The sequence below is a fragment of the Bacillus manliponensis genome (assembly GCF_000712595.1).
In the GTDB taxonomy this organism is placed as follows: Bacteria; Bacillota; Bacilli; order Bacillales; family Bacillaceae_G; genus Bacillus_A; species Bacillus_A manliponensis.
In genome coordinates this window covers 93,611-110,673 of record NZ_JOTN01000014.1, presented here as the reverse complement: position 1 = coordinate 110,673, position 17,063 = coordinate 93,611, and the positions used below count along the sequence as shown (strand labels likewise).

19 protein-coding genes and 1 tRNA gene are annotated in these 17,063 nt (G+C 36.0%); 8 read left to right on the top strand and 12 right to left on the bottom strand.

Going from position 1 to position 17,063, the window contains the following annotated elements:
• Positions 1–141: 141 nt before the first annotated feature.
• Positions 142–1,401 carry a TolB family protein gene (locus BAMA_RS16070; RefSeq protein WP_051758997.1) on the top strand — a complete coding sequence of 420 codons (1,260 nt, stop codon included), beginning with the start codon at positions 142–144 and terminating at the stop codon, positions 1,399–1,401.
• A gap of 89 nt (positions 1,402–1,490) precedes the next feature.
• Here the strand turns inward: BAMA_RS16070 and BAMA_RS16065 are convergent, their stop codons facing one another.
• Positions 1,491–2,846 (bottom strand): D-serine ammonia-lyase, encoded by a 1,356-nt coding sequence (locus BAMA_RS16065; RefSeq protein ID WP_034641055.1) that lies wholly within the window; start codon positions 2,844–2,846, stop codon positions 1,491–1,493.
• A gap of 150 nt (positions 2,847–2,996) precedes the next feature.
• On the opposite strand from BAMA_RS16065, the gene BAMA_RS16060 reads away from it, so the two are divergent.
• The 3 genes from BAMA_RS16060 (at position 2,997) to BAMA_RS16050 (ending at position 4,104) form a co-directional block, all read left to right on the top strand.
• Positions 2,997–3,542 carry a cupin domain-containing protein gene (locus BAMA_RS16060; RefSeq protein WP_034641053.1) on the top strand — a complete coding sequence of 182 codons (546 nt, stop codon included), beginning with the start codon at positions 2,997–2,999 and terminating at the stop codon, positions 3,540–3,542.
• A gap of 79 nt (positions 3,543–3,621) precedes the next feature.
• Entirely contained in the window at positions 3,622–3,837 is a 216-nt protein-coding gene (locus BAMA_RS16055) for a hypothetical protein (RefSeq protein ID WP_034641051.1), read from the top strand.
• Positions 3,838–3,855: 18 nt separating this feature from the next.
• Positions 3,856–4,104, top strand: coding sequence for a DUF3951 domain-containing protein (locus BAMA_RS16050; RefSeq protein WP_034641049.1), 249 nt, complete (start codon positions 3,856–3,858; stop codon positions 4,102–4,104).
• A 19-nt stretch (positions 4,105–4,123) separates the two neighbouring features.
• On the opposite strand, the gene BAMA_RS16045 is transcribed toward BAMA_RS16050, so the two are convergent.
• From BAMA_RS16045 to BAMA_RS16035, 3 genes are all read right to left on the bottom strand, one after another.
• Entirely contained in the window at positions 4,124–4,456 is a 333-nt protein-coding gene (locus tag BAMA_RS16045) for a DUF4870 domain-containing protein (protein ID WP_034641047.1), read from the bottom strand.
• Positions 4,457–4,551: 95 nt separating this feature from the next.
• Positions 4,552–5,244: an aspartate/glutamate racemase family protein gene (locus BAMA_RS16040; RefSeq protein WP_034641045.1), complete on the bottom strand. Its 693-nt coding sequence runs from the start codon at positions 5,242–5,244 to the stop codon at positions 4,552–4,554.
• A gap of 279 nt (positions 5,245–5,523) precedes the next feature.
• Positions 5,524–6,552, bottom strand: a complete 1,029-nt coding sequence (locus tag BAMA_RS16035) for a DUF418 domain-containing protein (protein ID WP_034641043.1) — start codon at positions 6,550–6,552, stop codon at positions 5,524–5,526.
• 331 nt (positions 6,553–6,883) lie between these two features.
• Between BAMA_RS16035 and BAMA_RS25200 the strand changes: the two genes are divergently transcribed.
• Complete coding sequence (locus BAMA_RS25200) at positions 6,884–7,150, top strand: hypothetical protein (protein ID WP_235184466.1); 267 nt, start codon at positions 6,884–6,886, stop codon at positions 7,148–7,150.
• 55 nt (positions 7,151–7,205) lie between these two features.
• Here BAMA_RS25200 and BAMA_RS16025 read toward each other — a convergent pair whose 3' ends face one another.
• The 3 genes from BAMA_RS16025 to mnmL form a co-directional block, all read right to left on the bottom strand.
• A complete protein-coding gene (locus BAMA_RS16025; protein ID WP_034641038.1) occupies positions 7,206–8,345 on the bottom strand; it encodes a VanZ family protein in 1,140 nt (379 codons plus the stop codon).
• A 222-nt stretch (positions 8,346–8,567) separates the two neighbouring features.
• Positions 8,568–9,140: a tRNA 5-(aminomethyl)-2-thiouridylate-methyltransferase MnmM gene (mnmM, locus tag BAMA_RS16020; protein ID WP_034641035.1), complete on the bottom strand. Its 573-nt coding sequence runs from the start codon at positions 9,138–9,140 to the stop codon at positions 8,568–8,570.
• On the bottom strand, positions 9,140–10,096 hold the full coding sequence (gene mnmL / locus BAMA_RS16015; RefSeq protein WP_034641032.1) for a tRNA modification radical SAM protein MnmL/YtqA: 957 nt from the start codon (positions 10,094–10,096) through the stop codon (positions 9,140–9,142). The genes mnmM and mnmL overlap by 1 nt, the downstream gene beginning before the upstream one ends.
• Before the next feature lie 267 nt (positions 10,097–10,363).
• On the opposite strand from mnmL, the gene BAMA_RS16010 reads away from it, so the two are divergent.
• The 3 genes from BAMA_RS16010 (at position 10,364) to BAMA_RS16000 (ending at position 11,954) form a co-directional block, all read left to right on the top strand.
• Positions 10,364–10,627, top strand: a complete 264-nt coding sequence (locus BAMA_RS16010) for a YtzC family protein (protein ID WP_034641030.1) — start codon at positions 10,364–10,366, stop codon at positions 10,625–10,627.
• A 14-nt stretch (positions 10,628–10,641) separates the two neighbouring features.
• Positions 10,642–10,791: a hypothetical protein gene (locus tag BAMA_RS16005; RefSeq protein WP_034641027.1), complete on the top strand. Its 150-nt coding sequence runs from the start codon at positions 10,642–10,644 to the stop codon at positions 10,789–10,791.
• A 137-nt stretch (positions 10,792–10,928) separates the two neighbouring features.
• Positions 10,929–11,954, top strand: coding sequence for a DUF418 domain-containing protein (locus BAMA_RS16000; RefSeq protein ID WP_034641024.1), 1,026 nt, complete (start codon positions 10,929–10,931; stop codon positions 11,952–11,954).
• Between the two features lie 38 nt (positions 11,955–11,992).
• Here the strand turns inward: BAMA_RS16000 and BAMA_RS15995 are convergent, their stop codons facing one another.
• The 5 genes from BAMA_RS15995 to BAMA_RS15975 all read right to left on the bottom strand — a co-directional run bounded on the left by BAMA_RS15995 (position 11,993) and on the right by BAMA_RS15975 (position 16,965).
• A complete protein-coding gene (locus BAMA_RS15995) occupies positions 11,993–12,922 on the bottom strand; it encodes a D-alanine--D-alanine ligase family protein (protein WP_034641021.1) in 930 nt (309 codons plus the stop codon).
• Positions 12,922–14,076: a cysteine desulfurase family protein gene (locus BAMA_RS15990; protein WP_034641018.1), complete on the bottom strand. Its 1,155-nt coding sequence runs from the start codon at positions 14,074–14,076 to the stop codon at positions 12,922–12,924. The genes BAMA_RS15995 and BAMA_RS15990 overlap by 1 nt, the downstream gene beginning before the upstream one ends.
• 18 nt (positions 14,077–14,094) lie before the next feature.
• The gene (locus BAMA_RS15985) at positions 14,095–14,988 is read right to left on the bottom strand and encodes an LPD16 domain-containing protein (RefSeq protein ID WP_034641015.1); all 894 of its coding nucleotides are present in this window, start codon (positions 14,986–14,988) and stop codon (positions 14,095–14,097) included.
• A 25-nt stretch (positions 14,989–15,013) separates the two neighbouring features.
• Positions 15,014–15,084 (bottom strand) — tRNA-Cys (locus tag BAMA_RS15980).
• A 303-nt stretch (positions 15,085–15,387) separates the two neighbouring features.
• The gene (locus tag BAMA_RS15975; protein ID WP_034641012.1) at positions 15,388–16,965 is read right to left on the bottom strand and encodes an FAD-dependent oxidoreductase; all 1,578 of its coding nucleotides are present in this window, start codon (positions 16,963–16,965) and stop codon (positions 15,388–15,390) included.
• Between the last annotated feature and the right edge of the window lie 98 nt (positions 16,966–17,063).

Here is a 17,063-nt window from a genome sequence, read left to right as displayed (position 1 = left end):
TGGAAAAGACATATATGTCTTTTCCATCAGCTTTTTTCTTGTGTGAGACGAGGAAAGCGAGAACTGATACTTTTTGTATACATTATAGAAAAACTTAGAAAGATATTACGTATAAGAACAATGGTAGGGAGTGTATTTGTAGTGTATAGAATATTTGTTTTTATCGTAATGTTACTTGTTCTTTTTCCATCACATACATTTGCAGCAACTGAAAAAGCTGCCTTTATAAGAGATGGAAATGTATGGACGTGGATTGATGGAAAGGAGAAGCAAATTACAACGAACGGCAAAGTAGGGATGACACCAAAATGGTCATATGATGGGAAGTGGATTGTATACAATATTGAGGATAAGAAGGAACAGATGGAAGTGTGGGCTTACAATGTAGAAACTGGGAAGAAGAAAATGATTTTTTATAACGGATTTTCTCCGTCCTGGGCACCAAACAAAAATGTAATTGCTTTTCAAGATGCAGGTATTTTAAATATTTCAGATATGAAACAGTTTTATAATATTGCGACTGGGGTGAGCAGTTATACGTGGCTACCGGATGGAAGTGGTTTTTTACTTTCCGCAGCAGGGACTCTTAAGCCAGATGGATGGTCTGGCGCAACGTTATTTACGAAGAAAGTAAGTAGTTATCAAAACATTGAACTCTTTGGCGGTGTAGACCTTTTCTTCACTCTCCCAAAAGAAATTGGAATAGGTGATAAAAAAATCATTGCGGTATATGCCGAAGATTTTCATTTCTCACCTAGTAACAAATGGATTTCTTTTGTTGTCTCACCAACAGCTTCTTGGTCAATGGACAGTAATATGCTTTGTGTTATCTCACAGGATGGAAAAGATTTCGAAGTGTTAGATGAGATTGTTTTAGAGGTCGGTAAGCCAAAATGGGCACCTGGAAGTGATACAATTGCTTTTATTGCTGGGGGTGGAAGACTTGTATTTGGTTTTAAAAATAAAGATTTGAAAATTCGGGAAATGTTTGTGAATGGGTCATACACACCTCCAAAATATGCAGATTTTGATTTTGATTGGATAACAGACAAGAAAATTGTAACTTCCAGAATGGAAGAAAAAGAATGGACAAACGATTTTAGCAAACATCCATTGCCATCGTTATATACCGTTAACATAGAAACAAATAAGCAAAAGGAAATTACAAATCCCCCTAAAGGGTATGGTGACTATCATCCGCAGTATGTTGAATCAATTGGAAAACTCGTTTGGTTTAGAGGGACGTCTATCATAAGTCAGAAGCGCACACTTTGGAAGGCAAATCCTGATGGAACAGGGGCGAAAGAGTGGATGAAGAATGTGGATGATATTGTGTTTTATCCCGCGTTAACGGGCTGTAAGACTCCCACCTCAAAACTTAGAGGATTCAGAGAAGTTTAGGTGGGAGATAAACAGTCCGTAAAAGCCCGATTCGTTCAACTAACACTTAGTGGGGGATGGAGAAACCCCCCACTGAGTGAAGTTTCACTTTATTTCTCTAACGTCAAATTTGATCCTTTTTGATAATATTGTTGCATCACTTCTTTAGGAACCATACTTCCACCTGTTCCCCAAATAATATGTGTGCCCTTGCTCATTTTTTCTGTTAGTTGCTGTTTTACTAAATAATCATTTCCATCTTTATATAACTTAGTTGGTCCAATCATGCCTGCTAATGCAGAGGGTTCTAAATGAATATTTTCTGTATCTGCTAGTTTTTTTAGCAACGTATACAATTTCTCGTCACTGACTGTATAATTACCGCTTAAAAACGGCTCCATAGTTTTCCCTACAAACCCAGATGGGCGTCCTACAGCTAGTCCATCTGCGTCTGTTATATTATCAATGCCAATATCTTGTACAGAGATTTTATCATGAAGTCCAGTCATTAACCCTAGTAACATACATGGAGAATGAGTAGGTTCTGCGAAGAAAATGTGCACATGATCTTGATATAATAATTTCAAACCAAATGCTACACCCCCTGGCCCACCACCGACTCCACATGGAAGATAAACAAATAAAGGGTGATTTTCGTCTACTTTTACTTGTAGGTGTTCTAATTGTTTTTGTAACCGTGAAGCCGCTACCGCATATCCCAAAAATAAATGTCGTGAATTTTCATCGTCAATGAAATAGCACATAGGGTTTTCAGCAGCTTGCTTTCTTCCTTCTTCTACCGCTTTACTATAATCAGCTGTGTATTCGATAACCGTAACATTTTTACTTCGAAGTAAATCTTTTTTCCATTGTTTTGCATCTGCAGACATATGAACTGTCACATTAAATCCTAGTTTGGCACTGATGATTCCGATACTAAGTCCTAAATTTCCTGTTGATCCAACTGCAATAGAGTAATTTGAAAAGAATTTACGAAACTTATCACTATCTAGAATTGAATAATCATCTTGTTCAGTTAATAAGTTTTGTTTCATAGCTAAATCTTCCGCGTGCTTAAGGACTTCATAGATTCCGCCTCGCGCTTTAATAGAACCTGATATAGGAAGATGACTATCGCACTTTAGCAATAATTCGCCTAATATAGGTTGCTGATAATCTCGCTCTAAGGATTGTTTCATGGAAGGAATTCTCACTAAAGGAGATTCGATGATACCATTCATTTCTTTTGTTTCAGGGAAAGCTTTGGCGATATATGGAGCGAAACGTTTCAATCTTTCTTCTGCATCTCTTACATCCTCTTGAGTAAGGGGAGACCTTTTCATTCCGGTTTGAAACTTATCGATATTAGGATTGATCCAAAATACGTCCTCTGTCGAAATGAGCTTGCTTAGTAAAGGATATTGATTTTTTAAAATTTGTATATCGTTGCTTGTAATCTCCTTCATTTGTTTAATCCCCCTAATATTCTTGTAGTGAATCAGATGATAAATTATAATTAAATATATTTTAATACAGTTTAACATAAAATTATTTTTGTATTTAATTTAATTTTATTTCTTAAATTAAATTAAACATTTTATTAAGGAGTATTCATTATGGAAAATATAGATATCGGTAAGAAAGTTAAAAAATATAGAGAAGCAAAAGGATTGAGTAGTAGAGAGTTAGCAAAATTGGCTGCTATTACACCTTCTATGTTAAGCCAAATTGAGCGAGGATTAGCGAATCCTTCTATTCAAACGCTAAAGGTATTAGCGAAAACTCTTGATGTTCCAACTTTTAGTTTTTTCCTTGAAGAAACAAATAAAGAAGATTTAATAGTAAGATCCGATAAACGTAAGAAAATGATTGTTGATAACTTAACCTATGAATTATTGTCACCTGATTTTACTGGTAATTTAGCAACAGCGATTATGAATGTACCTCCTAATACTTCTTCATCAGAGAATCCTCTAGAGCATAGAGGTGAGGAAGTAGCGGTCATCTTAGAGGGGAAAATTAAATTGTATTTAGAGGAAGATAACTATGTATTAGAAGCCGGTGATAGTGTGAAAATACCAGCAAATTTGAAACATAGATGGGAAAATAATTTTAGTCAAAATGCAGTTGTATTATTTTCGGTTACCCCACCTGCATTTTGATATGGAATTGATGATATAATCGTTATAGAAAATAACGAAAAGAGAAACGAACATTCTTTCATGAAAAGGAGCAATGATCATGAAGCGATTCTTCAAACTAATATACAAACATATCGACATTACGTTACTTGTACTGCTTCTTATTTCATTTACACTTGGTTTGTATAGTATGCTTACAAAAATAGGTGGGCCGACGATTGTAGATTATGTGATACAAGCTGCTTTAAGTATTCTTATCATTGGGGATGTTGCTTTTTTACTAGGTGAGAGAAAAAGGCAAAGCGAGCATAATTGATAAGGGGGAGGTTGTTATATGGATCCACTACAGCTAGCAGCAATGGGATTACCCTTAGCTATCGTGATTTTAACACTCATCGGTTTTTATAAACTGTTCGTCAAAAAGAAAAATATAACCGCCTTTTACACACCGTTTGATCAAATTATGGGGCAAACAACTGTGGAATTTCATCAAGAACAACATGTTGTTGAAGAAGATGAAGGAGAAGGTGACGATAAGGATAAAAATGATAAAAAAATGAAAAAATCCGACATAAAGATATGATGTCGGATTTTTTGTTATATCAAGATTTGAAATAACGAATAACAGGATAATTGAACGGTTTTCCTTTCAAAGTAAAGAGGAAGGCGATACATATTAAAATCGTTTCAATAACGATTAGTGCCAAAGAAATTTTCGTAGCATGGCTCCACTTTTGGGCAAGAAGTGTTAACAATGTGAAAATTGGAAGAAACGTAAAGTGTAGGTTTAATCCTTCTTTTGCATGAAACGCAAAGTATTCACTTCGCTTACGAGCTATAAAATAAACGATGAGCGGTAAAAAGAAAGTGAAAACCATTGAGAAAAGATGCATAAAACACGCTAATAATTTGTTCTGTAGTGATTCATTTTTCATATTATCAGTCCACCTTTATATGTGATGGTTACTCAAAGGAGTAACTATATTCATCATAAAAGGTGACGTGAGTAGAGGTTCAAGTGGGAAATATATCAACGAATAGTATTTTTTTGTTCTGTTAAATATTGATTCACGACAGCTTTCGCTAAACAAGCAGATGAATCAATGAAACGGAGAGTTTCGAACTGTTTCTTCAACACAACATTCAAGTCCGTACACGCAATAATAACTGTATGTACAAAACTAGTTACTTCATTGCAAAGCTCATTCCACAATCGTTGGCCTTGCTGGATATCTCCAGCTTTTATGTGTGTAAGAATTGTGTTGATACTTGTTTGCCATTCTTCTTTATGAATCGTTTGTATTCCTAATTTATTTAATCCGATTTGATAAATATAAGAATTTATCGTTGCATTAGTGGCAAAAACAGCTACCTTTTGTACAGGATCATCTACTTCTTTTAACGTTGCATCAACTATATTTAATAATGGAACAGAAAGAGCACGCTGTATGTCATCAAAATACATGTGCGCTGTATTACATGGCATTGCAATGAATTTTACACCAGTACTTTCTAACTTTTTAGCTCCGTCTATAATTGCTACTTTCATCTCTTCATGATCAATGTCCCTATTCATATAAAAAGGTGTTGGACAAGAATAAATCATCATGTGTGGGAAGTCCATATCATCTTTAGCCCCATATATGTTTTGGCATTGCTGCACGACGTTATCAACGAAAGGTGCTGTAGATTTTGGTCCCATTCCTGCTAGTATACCAATCATTTTTTGTAACCCCCTGTTTTTAAAAAAAGTACGAATGAAGATATTCGTGATTTGAAATGGAACTTCCTGTTTTTTGATAGTGATAAAAAGGGAGGATATAGAGGAGTTTTATTTATGAAGGTTTTAAGAGTGAAATTCATTTGATTAAAAAGTGTTTTAAACTTATGAATAAGTTTTATTCAACCTATAAAGTGGAGATTGTTTTTATTTTTGGAAGGATATTTTTTAGTAACAAGAAAGAAGGAGTTGCACAATAACTAGGCAACTCCTTCTTTCTTGTTACTTTTGCTTTCCATACGTCATAAAACGCCACACCTTTTCTAACGGTCCCATCTTAAAGAATTTAAACCAAATATTTGTATAGATGATTTGAATTGTAAAAATGAGAGTTGCAATGATTACTGTGTCTGTTGGTGATGCTACTTCAACGTTCATAACCGACATAATAGCAAGGCCGATGAAACTTTGTGCGATATAGTTTGTCAGTGCCATACGTCCTACGTTTGCGATAGGCGTACAAGCATTTGCAATCTTTTCCTTTTCTAATAGTAAAAATAATGTACTTACATAGAAAACAACTGTTGGAATTGTACCGATTCCGATAATAATATCTAATTGTTCGCTATTTGCTTGGGAGGCAATCCAAATGGAACTTCCTATAAATAGAGGGAACGTAATCATTTGAATGAAGCGAATTTGTTTTTTTAGTGCTCCAACGTTACGAATCCAATCTGCTTTTGCAACTGCAAAGCCCGCTAAAAACATGATGAAAATTAATGTACTATCAGATTTTATAAAGCTTACGATTCCTGAAAGAGCATGTTTTTCTGGAAGCATTAGAGCTGCAATAAGAGAAATTACATAAACTCCCGAAATTCCTCCTAACCATTTACAAGTTGTTGATAGCTTTGCTTTGTAAAAGGGAAGTAGTAGAAATCCAATTACTGCATAGATTGGCAAGATACTTCCGAAGAAAAACGGTATTTGAATAGCTCCAATAAGAAATAGAGAAAGTAATCGTCTTGTAAATCTTCGTCTTGGATTGTCTCCGCGGCTTTCAACACGTGAAGTGAAAATATAAAAGCCGATTCCAAATAGGAATGAGAAGATAGAGAAAAATTTCTTCGTAATGAGAATAGAAATAATCATACTAATGATTTCGTCTAATTTGCTGTAAGTAGGAAGAACCATGTCTTCAGTGATGAGCTTAAATGCTGGTATATTAATAAACAATATTCCAAGTAATGCAATACCGCGAATGATATCTAAAGATGTAATTCGCTTTTGAGAAGATGTAGCTGCGTTCATAATATCCTCCTTGTGATGTCATTTGTTATGTTTGAACTATATCTATTTTCCATTTTTTACAGCGTCTTCACAATTTCATTTCCTTACAGTAAGATTACATGTTTGTAAGATTATTTAGCTGTTGTACGTGTATATGCTTTCTCTTGAAATATGTATGATATAATTTGAAATTGTCAGAAAGAAAAGGGTGTAAAATTTGTTTATCCCGTTATTTGCGGGCTGTAAGACTCCCGCCTCAAAACTTAGAGGATTCAGAGAAGTTTAGGTGGAAGATTACCAGCCCGTAAAAGCCCGATTGTTAGTTGAACCTTATAGCAGAAAATAAATGGAGATGGGAGGGGAACCATTGATTAAATTTGTTCAATTTTTATTTGGAAAGCCTTGCAAAAAAGGGGATACGTTTCAAACGAAATTTATGAGGTTTATTTATTGGAAGTCAATTATACTCTATTTCTTTGCGTTGTTTCTTTTTGGAATACTATCAATATTTAGTGAGGTATTTATTCCATCCTTCGTAGGAACTTTATTTTTTCCAGTTGTATTTAGATTAGTTTATTACATGAATTTAAAAATAAATAATCTTGAAAAAGAAGTATGAATGAAAAAACAGCCCTAACTGTTAGAGTATCTCTAATAGTTAGGGCTGCTCGTTATTAATCTGTATTTGTTTCTTTTACAACAATCACATTTCGCGTACCGCTCATACGCTCATGTAACAATAATTTTTCCTTACTAAATAGATGAACTAAAACATGAAGAGCAAATAGTCCATTTAGTGTAAGGAAGATCAATGAAAGAACACCATAAACTAATCCGTTGTTTTCATTTAACATTAACGCAGTTGAGAAGATGGAGTATATACCTCCAAGTATAAAGTAAAATAGCCCATAACGAACGAGTAATTCCGTAAATGCAATGCGGTCATCTTTTCCTTTTACATGTATACGAAGCAGCGCTTTTCCAAGTGTTTTTCCGTTTGTGAAGTACGGAATGATGATGAAGTATAAGAATACAAAACAAGCTGTGAGCCCTAGTTTATATACATATGGAGCTAAACTTGGAATGATATTTAGATTAGCTAAAGCTGTAATACATACGGACAACAATGCCCAATCAATTTGAAAGGCAATGATACGACGAATGAATCCAACTGGTTTTGTTGCTAAATTAATATGTGCATCTAATTCGCTTGCTTTCGGAAGGGAATACGTAAATATCGGAGCGATTATATAACCGATAATTCCACCAAAAGCATTTGAAAATAAATCATCTACATCAAGTAGGCGGTACGGACAATTGTATATCCCATATAGTCCTGTTATTTGTGTGAATTCAAAGAATATTGAAAGACAAAATGAAAAGAATACAGTTTGTGCAAAACTACGTCTAAAGTAATAACGTAAATACATACCAAATGGAATTGTTAAAATGACGTTAAAAGCTACTTGTAAAAAAGCAGGTTCTTTTAGTAATGATACGTATGTTGCTGGTTGAGAGAAGATAGCGGAAGTATGAGCGCCAATTTCTCCGATGAAATAAAATGGGATGAGTTGCATGTGCTGTGTATTAGCCGGTTGCAAGCTACATGTATCGTATGTTTGCGGCAGTGGCAATATTACGAGGAAGTAGGCGTTTAACAAATATAGAAGAAGTGAATATAAAATGACTGATCTCCACTTATTTACATAGCCGTACTTTCGGTAGTTAAAAATAAGAAATGGAATGAGCAACATCACGGCAAGTACAGGAAAAATGATGAATGCTGTTTTGATTGGAAATAAATGAGTTGACAAAATAAAACTCCTTTCAAAAAATCATGAGTTTTTAATATAGCATGCTTGTAAGGGTTTTGGTTAAAAACCAAGAAAAAACCTTTTCTTTTTGGATGAGTGAGAGCATTTCTTTTTGTGTTTGCGTAGCAAGGGTTGAGGCTTTTAAAAGTTCAAATAAACGTATCTTGTAATACGTCCTCAACAAAAAAACTCCGCGGCACATTCACCGCGGAGCTTCACCTGTTATCGCTTTTCAATTGCTACAATAAATGGCGGATTATTTTGTTGGTTAATGAAGCCATAGCGTAGGACGTGTGCTTCTTTTTGGTCTAGATTCTCGGTGAACTGTAATACAGCATCGCGTTCTACTTGTCCTTCTGGATGGCCGTGATAAATAACAAGAACGATAATGCCTTCTGGTGGCATGACTTGTAATAGTTGCTCAATCGCTGCAATTGTTGAGTTTGGTTTTGTGACAACTTCTTTATCACCGCCAGGAAGATAGCCTAAGTTAAAGACAGCTCCTGTTACCTTTCCTTTTGTTTCTTCTGGCAATACGGATAGTAATGTATCGTGGCTATCGTGAATTAAAACAGCACGATTTTCTAATCCTTTTTCCCGTAGTCGATTTGCTGAGCTTTCAATCGCTTCTTTTTGAATATCAAAGCCAAATACTTTTCCGCTATCGCCAACAATTTCTGCTAGGAAGCATGTGTCGTGACCGTTTCCTAGTGTTGCATCAACCGCGTAATCTCCTTCTTTAATTGCTGTTTGCAAAAGCGTGCGTGCAAAAGGTAATACTCTTTCTAATTTCACTATTGTTTCACCTCATGTGCGTATTTTCCTTGCCAGCTGCCGCGGCGTACAAATTCTGCGTCAATGGAATTTAATACTTCCCACTTATTTAAGCTCCACATTGGACCAATCATTAAGTTCGCTGGTCCATCACCTGTGATGCGGTGTACGATGACGTCTTTTGGAATGATTTCAAGCTGGTCAACAACGAGGTTTACGTAATCTTCTAATGATAAAAATTCAAGCTGTCCTTTTTCATATTGCTTCACCATTGGCGTTCCTTTTAATAGGTGAAGTAAATGAATTTTAATACCTTGAATATCAAGTTTTGCGACTTCGCGTGTAGTTTCCATCATCATATCGTAATCCTCAAGCGGTAAGCCGTTAATAATGTGAGAACATACTCGAATGCCGTGTTTACGTAGTTTGTTAACCCCTTCGACGTACACGCTATAATCGTGAGCACGGTTAATAAGCATCGCGGTACGCTCGTGTACAGTTTGTAAGCCGAGCTCGACCCATAAATATGTTCGCTTATTTAAATCAGCTAAATATTCCACAACATCGTCTGGTAAGCAGTCTGGGCGTGTTGCAATTGATAAGCCAACAACACCTTCTTGCTCAAGCAGCGGTTCAAATTTCTCTTTTAGCACTTCAACCGGGGCATGTGTATTTGTATAGGCCTGAAAGTAAGCAATGCATTTCCCATCTTTCCATTTGTAATGCATTTTTTCTTTCATTTCATGATATTGAGAGACAACATCATCACGGCGATCACCTGCAAAGTCACCGGAACCAGCAGCGCTGCAAAATGTACAGCCGCCATATGCGACTGTGCCGTCTCGGTTTGGACAATCAAATCCAGCGTCTAAAGACACTTTGAAAATTTTCTCGCCGAAATGCTGGCGAAGATGATAATTCCACGTATGATAGCGTTTATTATCAGTTGTATATGGAAAAGGATTTTGTACCTTCATATGAATTCCTCCTACTAAAGGGCGTGCAGTTAAAACAAAATTCATTATAACATACTCATAAGGAACGAGCTGAACGGACAAGATAAGGTGAAACTTTAATCATTGGGGGCGTTATTTCTCCGATGATTGTTAGTTGAACCAATCGGGCTTTTACGGGCTGTTGATCTCCCACCTAAGCATCCCTGAGTCCGTTTTAGTATTGGGATGGGAGTCCTACAGCCCGTTAATAGCGGGATAAGGGAGAAATATAAGCAAGGAGGCAATTATATGGCAGAGCGTCAATCACTTCAAACTTGTATTGAGCAAGCGGAGAAAGCAATAGAATATGCAAAAGAGCAATTAGATATTGGAAAGAGACAAGAGCATTATAATACGATGGAGTATTCCGATGCGCAGCTGCAACTAGAGCAAGCCTACCACGATATACAAACGATGCAACAGCACGCAAATGATCAGCAGCGTGAAGACTTAAACCGCACTCGTATGGCAGTACGCCAACTGCAGCATGAAATGATTATTACACCGCACTAATAGGGGGTATATATATGACAACACGTTCTGATCAAAATAATCCAGAGCAAAAAACACAAAACGGACATAACGCTGAGTTTTCTAATGAGCTCGATCCAGTTGTTCAGGCAAAGCAGCGTAACCGTAAAAAAGGACAACCACAAAAATCAAAGCAATCAGAATAAAACCAGGTCATCCTTTGACCTGGTTTTATTCATTCACCTTACATAAATGTAAGATTACTGTAAGGTGAATAGATATATATATAAGTCCTTTTCCTGTAAAGTAAAAAAGGTTGAAATACAGCAAAAGGAGTGGGCATATGGCGAATAACATTACAAACAAACGCATTGATGAGCTCGATTATATTCGTGGCTTTGCGCTACTAGGAATTATTTTAGTTAATATTCTTGCATTACTTCAAATTCACATACCAGAAGCGAATACAATCGACGCGAGTTATCAAAGATTTTTATACTTATTTGTAGAAGCGCGTTTCTTCTCAATTTTCTCCTTCTTATTTGGAGTAGGGTTTTATATCTTTATTACAAGGGCAATTGCAAAAGGGAATAATGGATATGTATTATTTTTGCGTCGATTAGCAGCATTATTTGTATTTGGTGTCATTCACTTTTTATTCCAACCTGGTGAAGCATTAACGGTTTATGCAGTGTGCGGATTAATTACGTTACCATTTTATAAATTAAATAAACGAATCAATTTAGTAATAGGTCTTATTTTAACGATTGTTGTTGCAGTTCTCGGGGCAAAGGCAGCATTACCAATTCCGCTTATTTTATTAGGTCTTGCAGCAGGGCAATACCGTGTGTTTGAAAACTTATCTAGTAAGATTAAGGGAGTTGCGATTTTCACAGCGGTAATGTTTGTATTAAGTATGATTGGATTATATATTCAATATCAACAAGTACCAGACATGCCGTTTGATAACTTTATTTTAGGCGGAGTAACGGATCCAAATATAATACAAGCAAATAAATTTATGAGTATTGGCATTGCAGTTGGACCAATTGTTTCTGCATTTTATGTGGGACTATTGATTTTATTATTACAAACAAAGCTGTTTCAAACATTACTTGCACCGCTTAAATATTATGGTCGTATGGCATTAACAAACTATGTTGGACAAACAGCAATGATTTTACTTGCAGGTAGTTTCTTCAGCTTTACAGGTAACCTTACGTACATCGAAACATTGTATGTATGTCTTGTGATTTACGTTGTTCAAATTATCTTCAGTGTCGTATGGTTAAAATTCTTTAAGATGGGCCCATTCGAATGGATTTGGCGCGTCATTACGTACTGGAAAGTGACTCCGGTTCGAAAGTAAGAAAAAACTGTTCCTTTTTCGGGAACAGTTTTTTTATATTATCGTACATTTTGCAGCGCAAGAGACTGAAATTGAATAATTCGAATCATCTCATCGTATGTTAGCTCTTTAAAATAACATGCTTGTGGATAGACACTTTTTTCATTTAGACCAGGAAGGGTATTAATTTCAAGTAAATATGGTTTGTTCGATGAATCGATAATGAAATCTAACCTTCCGTAGTCATGTATATTTAAATGGGTAAACAATTTTAAGGAATCTTTTTGTATCACTTTTTGGATATCATGATTAAGTGAAGATGGTTCATAAGATGTGCGCCCAGGAGTGAATTTTGTATCATAATCAAAAATTGGATTTTCATATATAATATCAACGATTGGCAATATTTCACCAGCTAGTATACCAACTGTTATTTCTTTTCCTGTGATAAATTGTTCAATTAAAAGGTTATCTTCATATAAAGATGCTTCTTTTACTGATTGTAAATATTCTTGTTCATTTGTTACGACAAACACACCTTTACTACAGCCCTGGGAAACAGGTTTCACGATAAACGGTGTACCAACTTTTTTTACAACATCGTCATATCGATAAGGATGAGCTGAAGTATGATAATGCAAGGAGCTAGGTGTATTTAAATTTAATGAATAAGCGATATCTTTTGTTAGCATTTTGTTCATACCAATACCGCTGGCGATATAATCAGCGCCGTTATGACGCATATTCATAGCGGATAAAAAGGCTTGCAAGCGTCCATCTTCTCCATACCCGCCGTGCAGGGCGATAAATATGTAACTGTAAGGAGAAAAGTTGATATTGATAATATCAGAAAAGTGATGAACAACTTTTAAGTCAGCATTCATGCCTAACGATTTTGCTGCATTGTATACACATTGACCTGTCTTTAAAGAAATTTCACGTTCAGAAGAGTTTCCACCAGAAAGGATTAATATGTGTTCATGTTCCACTATAGTAGTCCTCCTTGTACACAAGTAATGTCCTCGATTTTCGCAGCAAGCTCCCCAGCAGCATAGATAACATCTTCTTCTGTTAAGTATGGGCTAAATGATATGCGAATCGAGCTGTTGGCTGCCTCTTTACTTAACCCAATTTTTTGTAATACGTATGATGGTTCTAGCGTATTGGAATTACAAGCAGAGCCAGAAGAAATAGCAACGTTTCGTAATCCAGTAATAAGTGCTTCAGAGCTAACATTAGGAAATTGTAAGTTTAAAATGTGCGGTACACTTACCGTTAGGCAGTTGTTAATTTTTGTGCCGGGACGTATTTGCTGAATATGTTGTAAAAACAAGTCGCGTAGCTGCATTGTTTTTACATGATTTTCGCGCATGTTTTGAAGACCTATTTCGCTTGCGACCCCCATGCCTGCAATAAGTGCAGTTGGTAATGTGCCGCTTCTTAAACGCCCTTGACCACCGCCAAATGTTAATGGCTGAAAGCGATGAAGCTGAGCAGCATCTACATATAATACGCCAATCCCTTTAGGACCGTAAATTTTATGTCCAGAAATCGACATGATATCGATTCCTAAATCTTTCACGTCAATCGGAATTTTTCCAAAAGCTTGTACAGCATCCACATGAAGAAGAGCTCCGAATTGTTTACATAAGGAAGCAATCTCTTTTATAGGTTGAATCGTTCCAATTTCAGAGTTCACATAAGCGATACTAACGATGCGTGTATTTGTATTTAATAGAGACTGTAGTGATGTTAAGCAAATTGTCCCATCGCTTTTTACATCAACGTATTGTACGTGAATTCCTCTTCTTTGCAATTCTTCACCTACATCAAGTGTAGATTTATGATCGATGGGAGATACAATTGCATTCACAGGTGTTTGTTCGTTATGTGCAAAACAACCGAGTAATGCAATATTGTTACTTTCCGTTGCTCCTGAAGTGAAAATAATCTCTTGTTCATCAGCGCCAATACAAGTTGCAATTTTTCGAGTTGCCTCATATACAGTTCGCTTTGCTCGTTTTCCCATCATGTGCTGAGAAGATGGATTTCCGAATTCTTCTTTCATATGGTGCATCATAATGTGAATTACTTCATCATGACATGGAGTTGTCGCACAATAATCTAAGTACACTTTATGCATCAATTTGTCCTCCGCATATTAGGAAGTAAATACAGAGAAGTTAACCATCTTCTCATAAATTTCTTCAGTTGAAAGTTCTCCACTACCGCCTGGGTCAGCGACGATAATTTTCATGTCTGATAACTTATATAGATTTAAGGCGATTTCTACACCAGTACGAACCGGACTATAACATTCACCAGGGGCAAATAACAGAAGGAGACGATAACCCGCTTTATGTACTTCAGCAATCATTTCTGTAATCTCACCAGCGCAGCCAGTTACCCCACAGCTAATCAATGTTTTATAATTGCCATCTTCGTCAACAAACGAAATTTCAGTTTGATCTTCACGATTGTCGAGCATTCTTTTTTCTAACTTACCTTCTTTTACAAGTTTGCTAGCGCTTTTTTGGAATCGGTATTTTAACCATGTTTCAGGGAAGAAGAATGGGTTCTTTCTGCTTGATAAAATGTTGTCACTTGTGAAGTAATTGCTTTCATTAAGGATTTGTAAATAGGAAGTTGGTATATGATCATATGATTCATAAAATGATTGGCGAAGTTCGCTAGCGTTCTTCTCTTTTGTAGGAACGTACTGCCAGTCGTTAATAAGGAGGAGAAATTTAATTGCTTTAAACTGATCGTGAAATGTTTTTCCAAGTTCAATTCCTAAATTCCACGTATATCCTGGAAAAATGCCAACTCGGCGCGAGATACGATTTTGCATCAGTTCTGTCGTTTGTTCTTCTGTAATACCAGGCGTGAGCATATCTCTCTCTTCATCGTAAAATAGCATAAAATGTCCAGACATAATTACTAACTCATCTTGCTCTGTGTTCTTCAGTTCATTACTAATCAGTGTTACTAATTCATTTTCAGAACATACTAACTGATGATTCTTTTTATTTGGGTCTAGCGCTTTATTAGGCATAATAGCCCTCCTTAAAGAGTGATAAAGACGGTGCTTGGATTTGAACCAAGAGTGAAGGTGTTGCAAACCTTTGCCTTACCATTTGGCTACACCGCCATAATTGAATTTTGAAAGTAAAGTCTTTTTTGAAATCGTAGTCTCATGTTAGCACCGAGAAAATAGAAGCGTCAATTCCTCAAATGTTGAGAAAAAATAGTGAAGTGAAAAGTTGTACAATCCCATGTATATCAATAGAAATAAAGGGATTATGAACAACTGTAATGCATATGTAGGTGAAGAGCATATCAGTGAATTAGCTGGTGCACTAACTGAAGGAATTATAAAATAATTTCCACAAAAATTTTAAGTATCTATTTTTAGAATAAAAAAACAGCCAATTTAATTTGGCTGTTCTTTTATTTAGTATCCTGAATCTTCCGAGGTAAGATTATCAAGCATTGTATAATCGTACTTTTGTAAAGGTTTTTCGGCAGGGCCTTCAATTACTTCACCTGTATATGAAAACCTAGAGCCGTGGCATGGGCAATCCCAAGAGCGATCGCCACTATTCCAAGCAACTTCACATCCGATATGCGTGCAAGTTGTATCTACGATATGAAGCTTTCCTTGAGTGTCTTTATAAGCTCCTTTTTTATGTCCATCAATGATTACAACAGCACCTTCGTCGTTGGATAGGTCACTAATGCCTTGGTGAGCAGTTCCTAGTTTTCCTTTTATTAAATGATTGACAACGTTAGCATTTTCTACTAAGAAATTTTTTAAGCTTGGATTCATATGAAAACGTGAAGGTTTATATAAATTACGATATTTATTTTGCTTTCCTGTTATAATATCTCGAAATAGTAAGGCGGCAGCTGTACCATTTGTCATTCCCCATTTTCTATAGCCAGTAGCTATTAACACATTGTTTTGATTAGAGGTAATTTCTCCAATGTAGGGGATTTTGTCTAGTGTAATTAAGTCTTGAGCTGACCAGCGATATGAAATATGTTCAATTTCAAGCAATTGCCTACCAAACATTTTCAAAGCTTCATAATGCTTTGTCGTATCTTCGCCTTGCCCCGTTTTATGACTTTCTCCAGTAATAAGAACCATTTCTTCACCATTAATGGTTGCAGAGCGGAGAGAGCGTTTTGGTTCATCTGCGCTAATATACATACCACCTGGATAGTTCTCTTTTGTTTTAGCCGCAATCACATATGAGCGTTCAGCGTGCATTCTTGTAGAATAAAGACCTGCGCCTTCATAGAACGGAAAGTGGGAACAAGACAGCACATAATTTCCTGTAACTCGCGATCCTTCGCGAGTCAAAACGATAGGTTGTTCACCAGTCTCGATATTTACCGCTGTAGTATTCTCGAAGATGCGACCACCTTTTTCAGTTATGACTTGTATAAGGTGAGACAAATACTTTGTTGGGTGAAACTGTGCTTGATTTTTCATAACAAGTGCATTTTTTATTTCAATAGGAAAGGGAATAGTATTCACGAGTTTCCCATCTATACAGAGCTCCTCGTATGCCTTTGCTTCTTTCTCTAATTTACGTGCGGATTCTTCTGTTGTTGCATATATGTAAGCATCTTGTGTTATAAACTCACAATCAATGTGCTGCTTTGTAATCGTTTCTTGCATCCATTTTAGAGCGTCTATATTTACTTCATAATATAATCGTGCCGAGGATATTCCTGCATATTGAATGAGTTCATCATATATAAGGTCATGTTGAGCGGTAACTTTTGCTGACGTATGCCCAGTTGTACCGTTTAGTAGTTTATTTGCTTCTAAAATGGCAACCTTGAAGCCTTCATTTACGAGTAAATAAGCCGTAGTAATTCCGGTAATTCCGCCTCCTACAATAACAACATCAACTTTTATGTCCTCAGCTAAACGAGGATAATCCGGTAATTGAATAGCTTCTGTCCAATATGATTGGCTATCTTGTGGCAGTTGTTGATCATTCGAATTGTTATAAGACAATAGAGACCCTCCATTTTCCTGTTTTGTACCATTATTTCCTTTTATTTTTTGGTTAAACTTTAGATGTAAAACTTAAAATTCGTATTAAAAATTGAAAT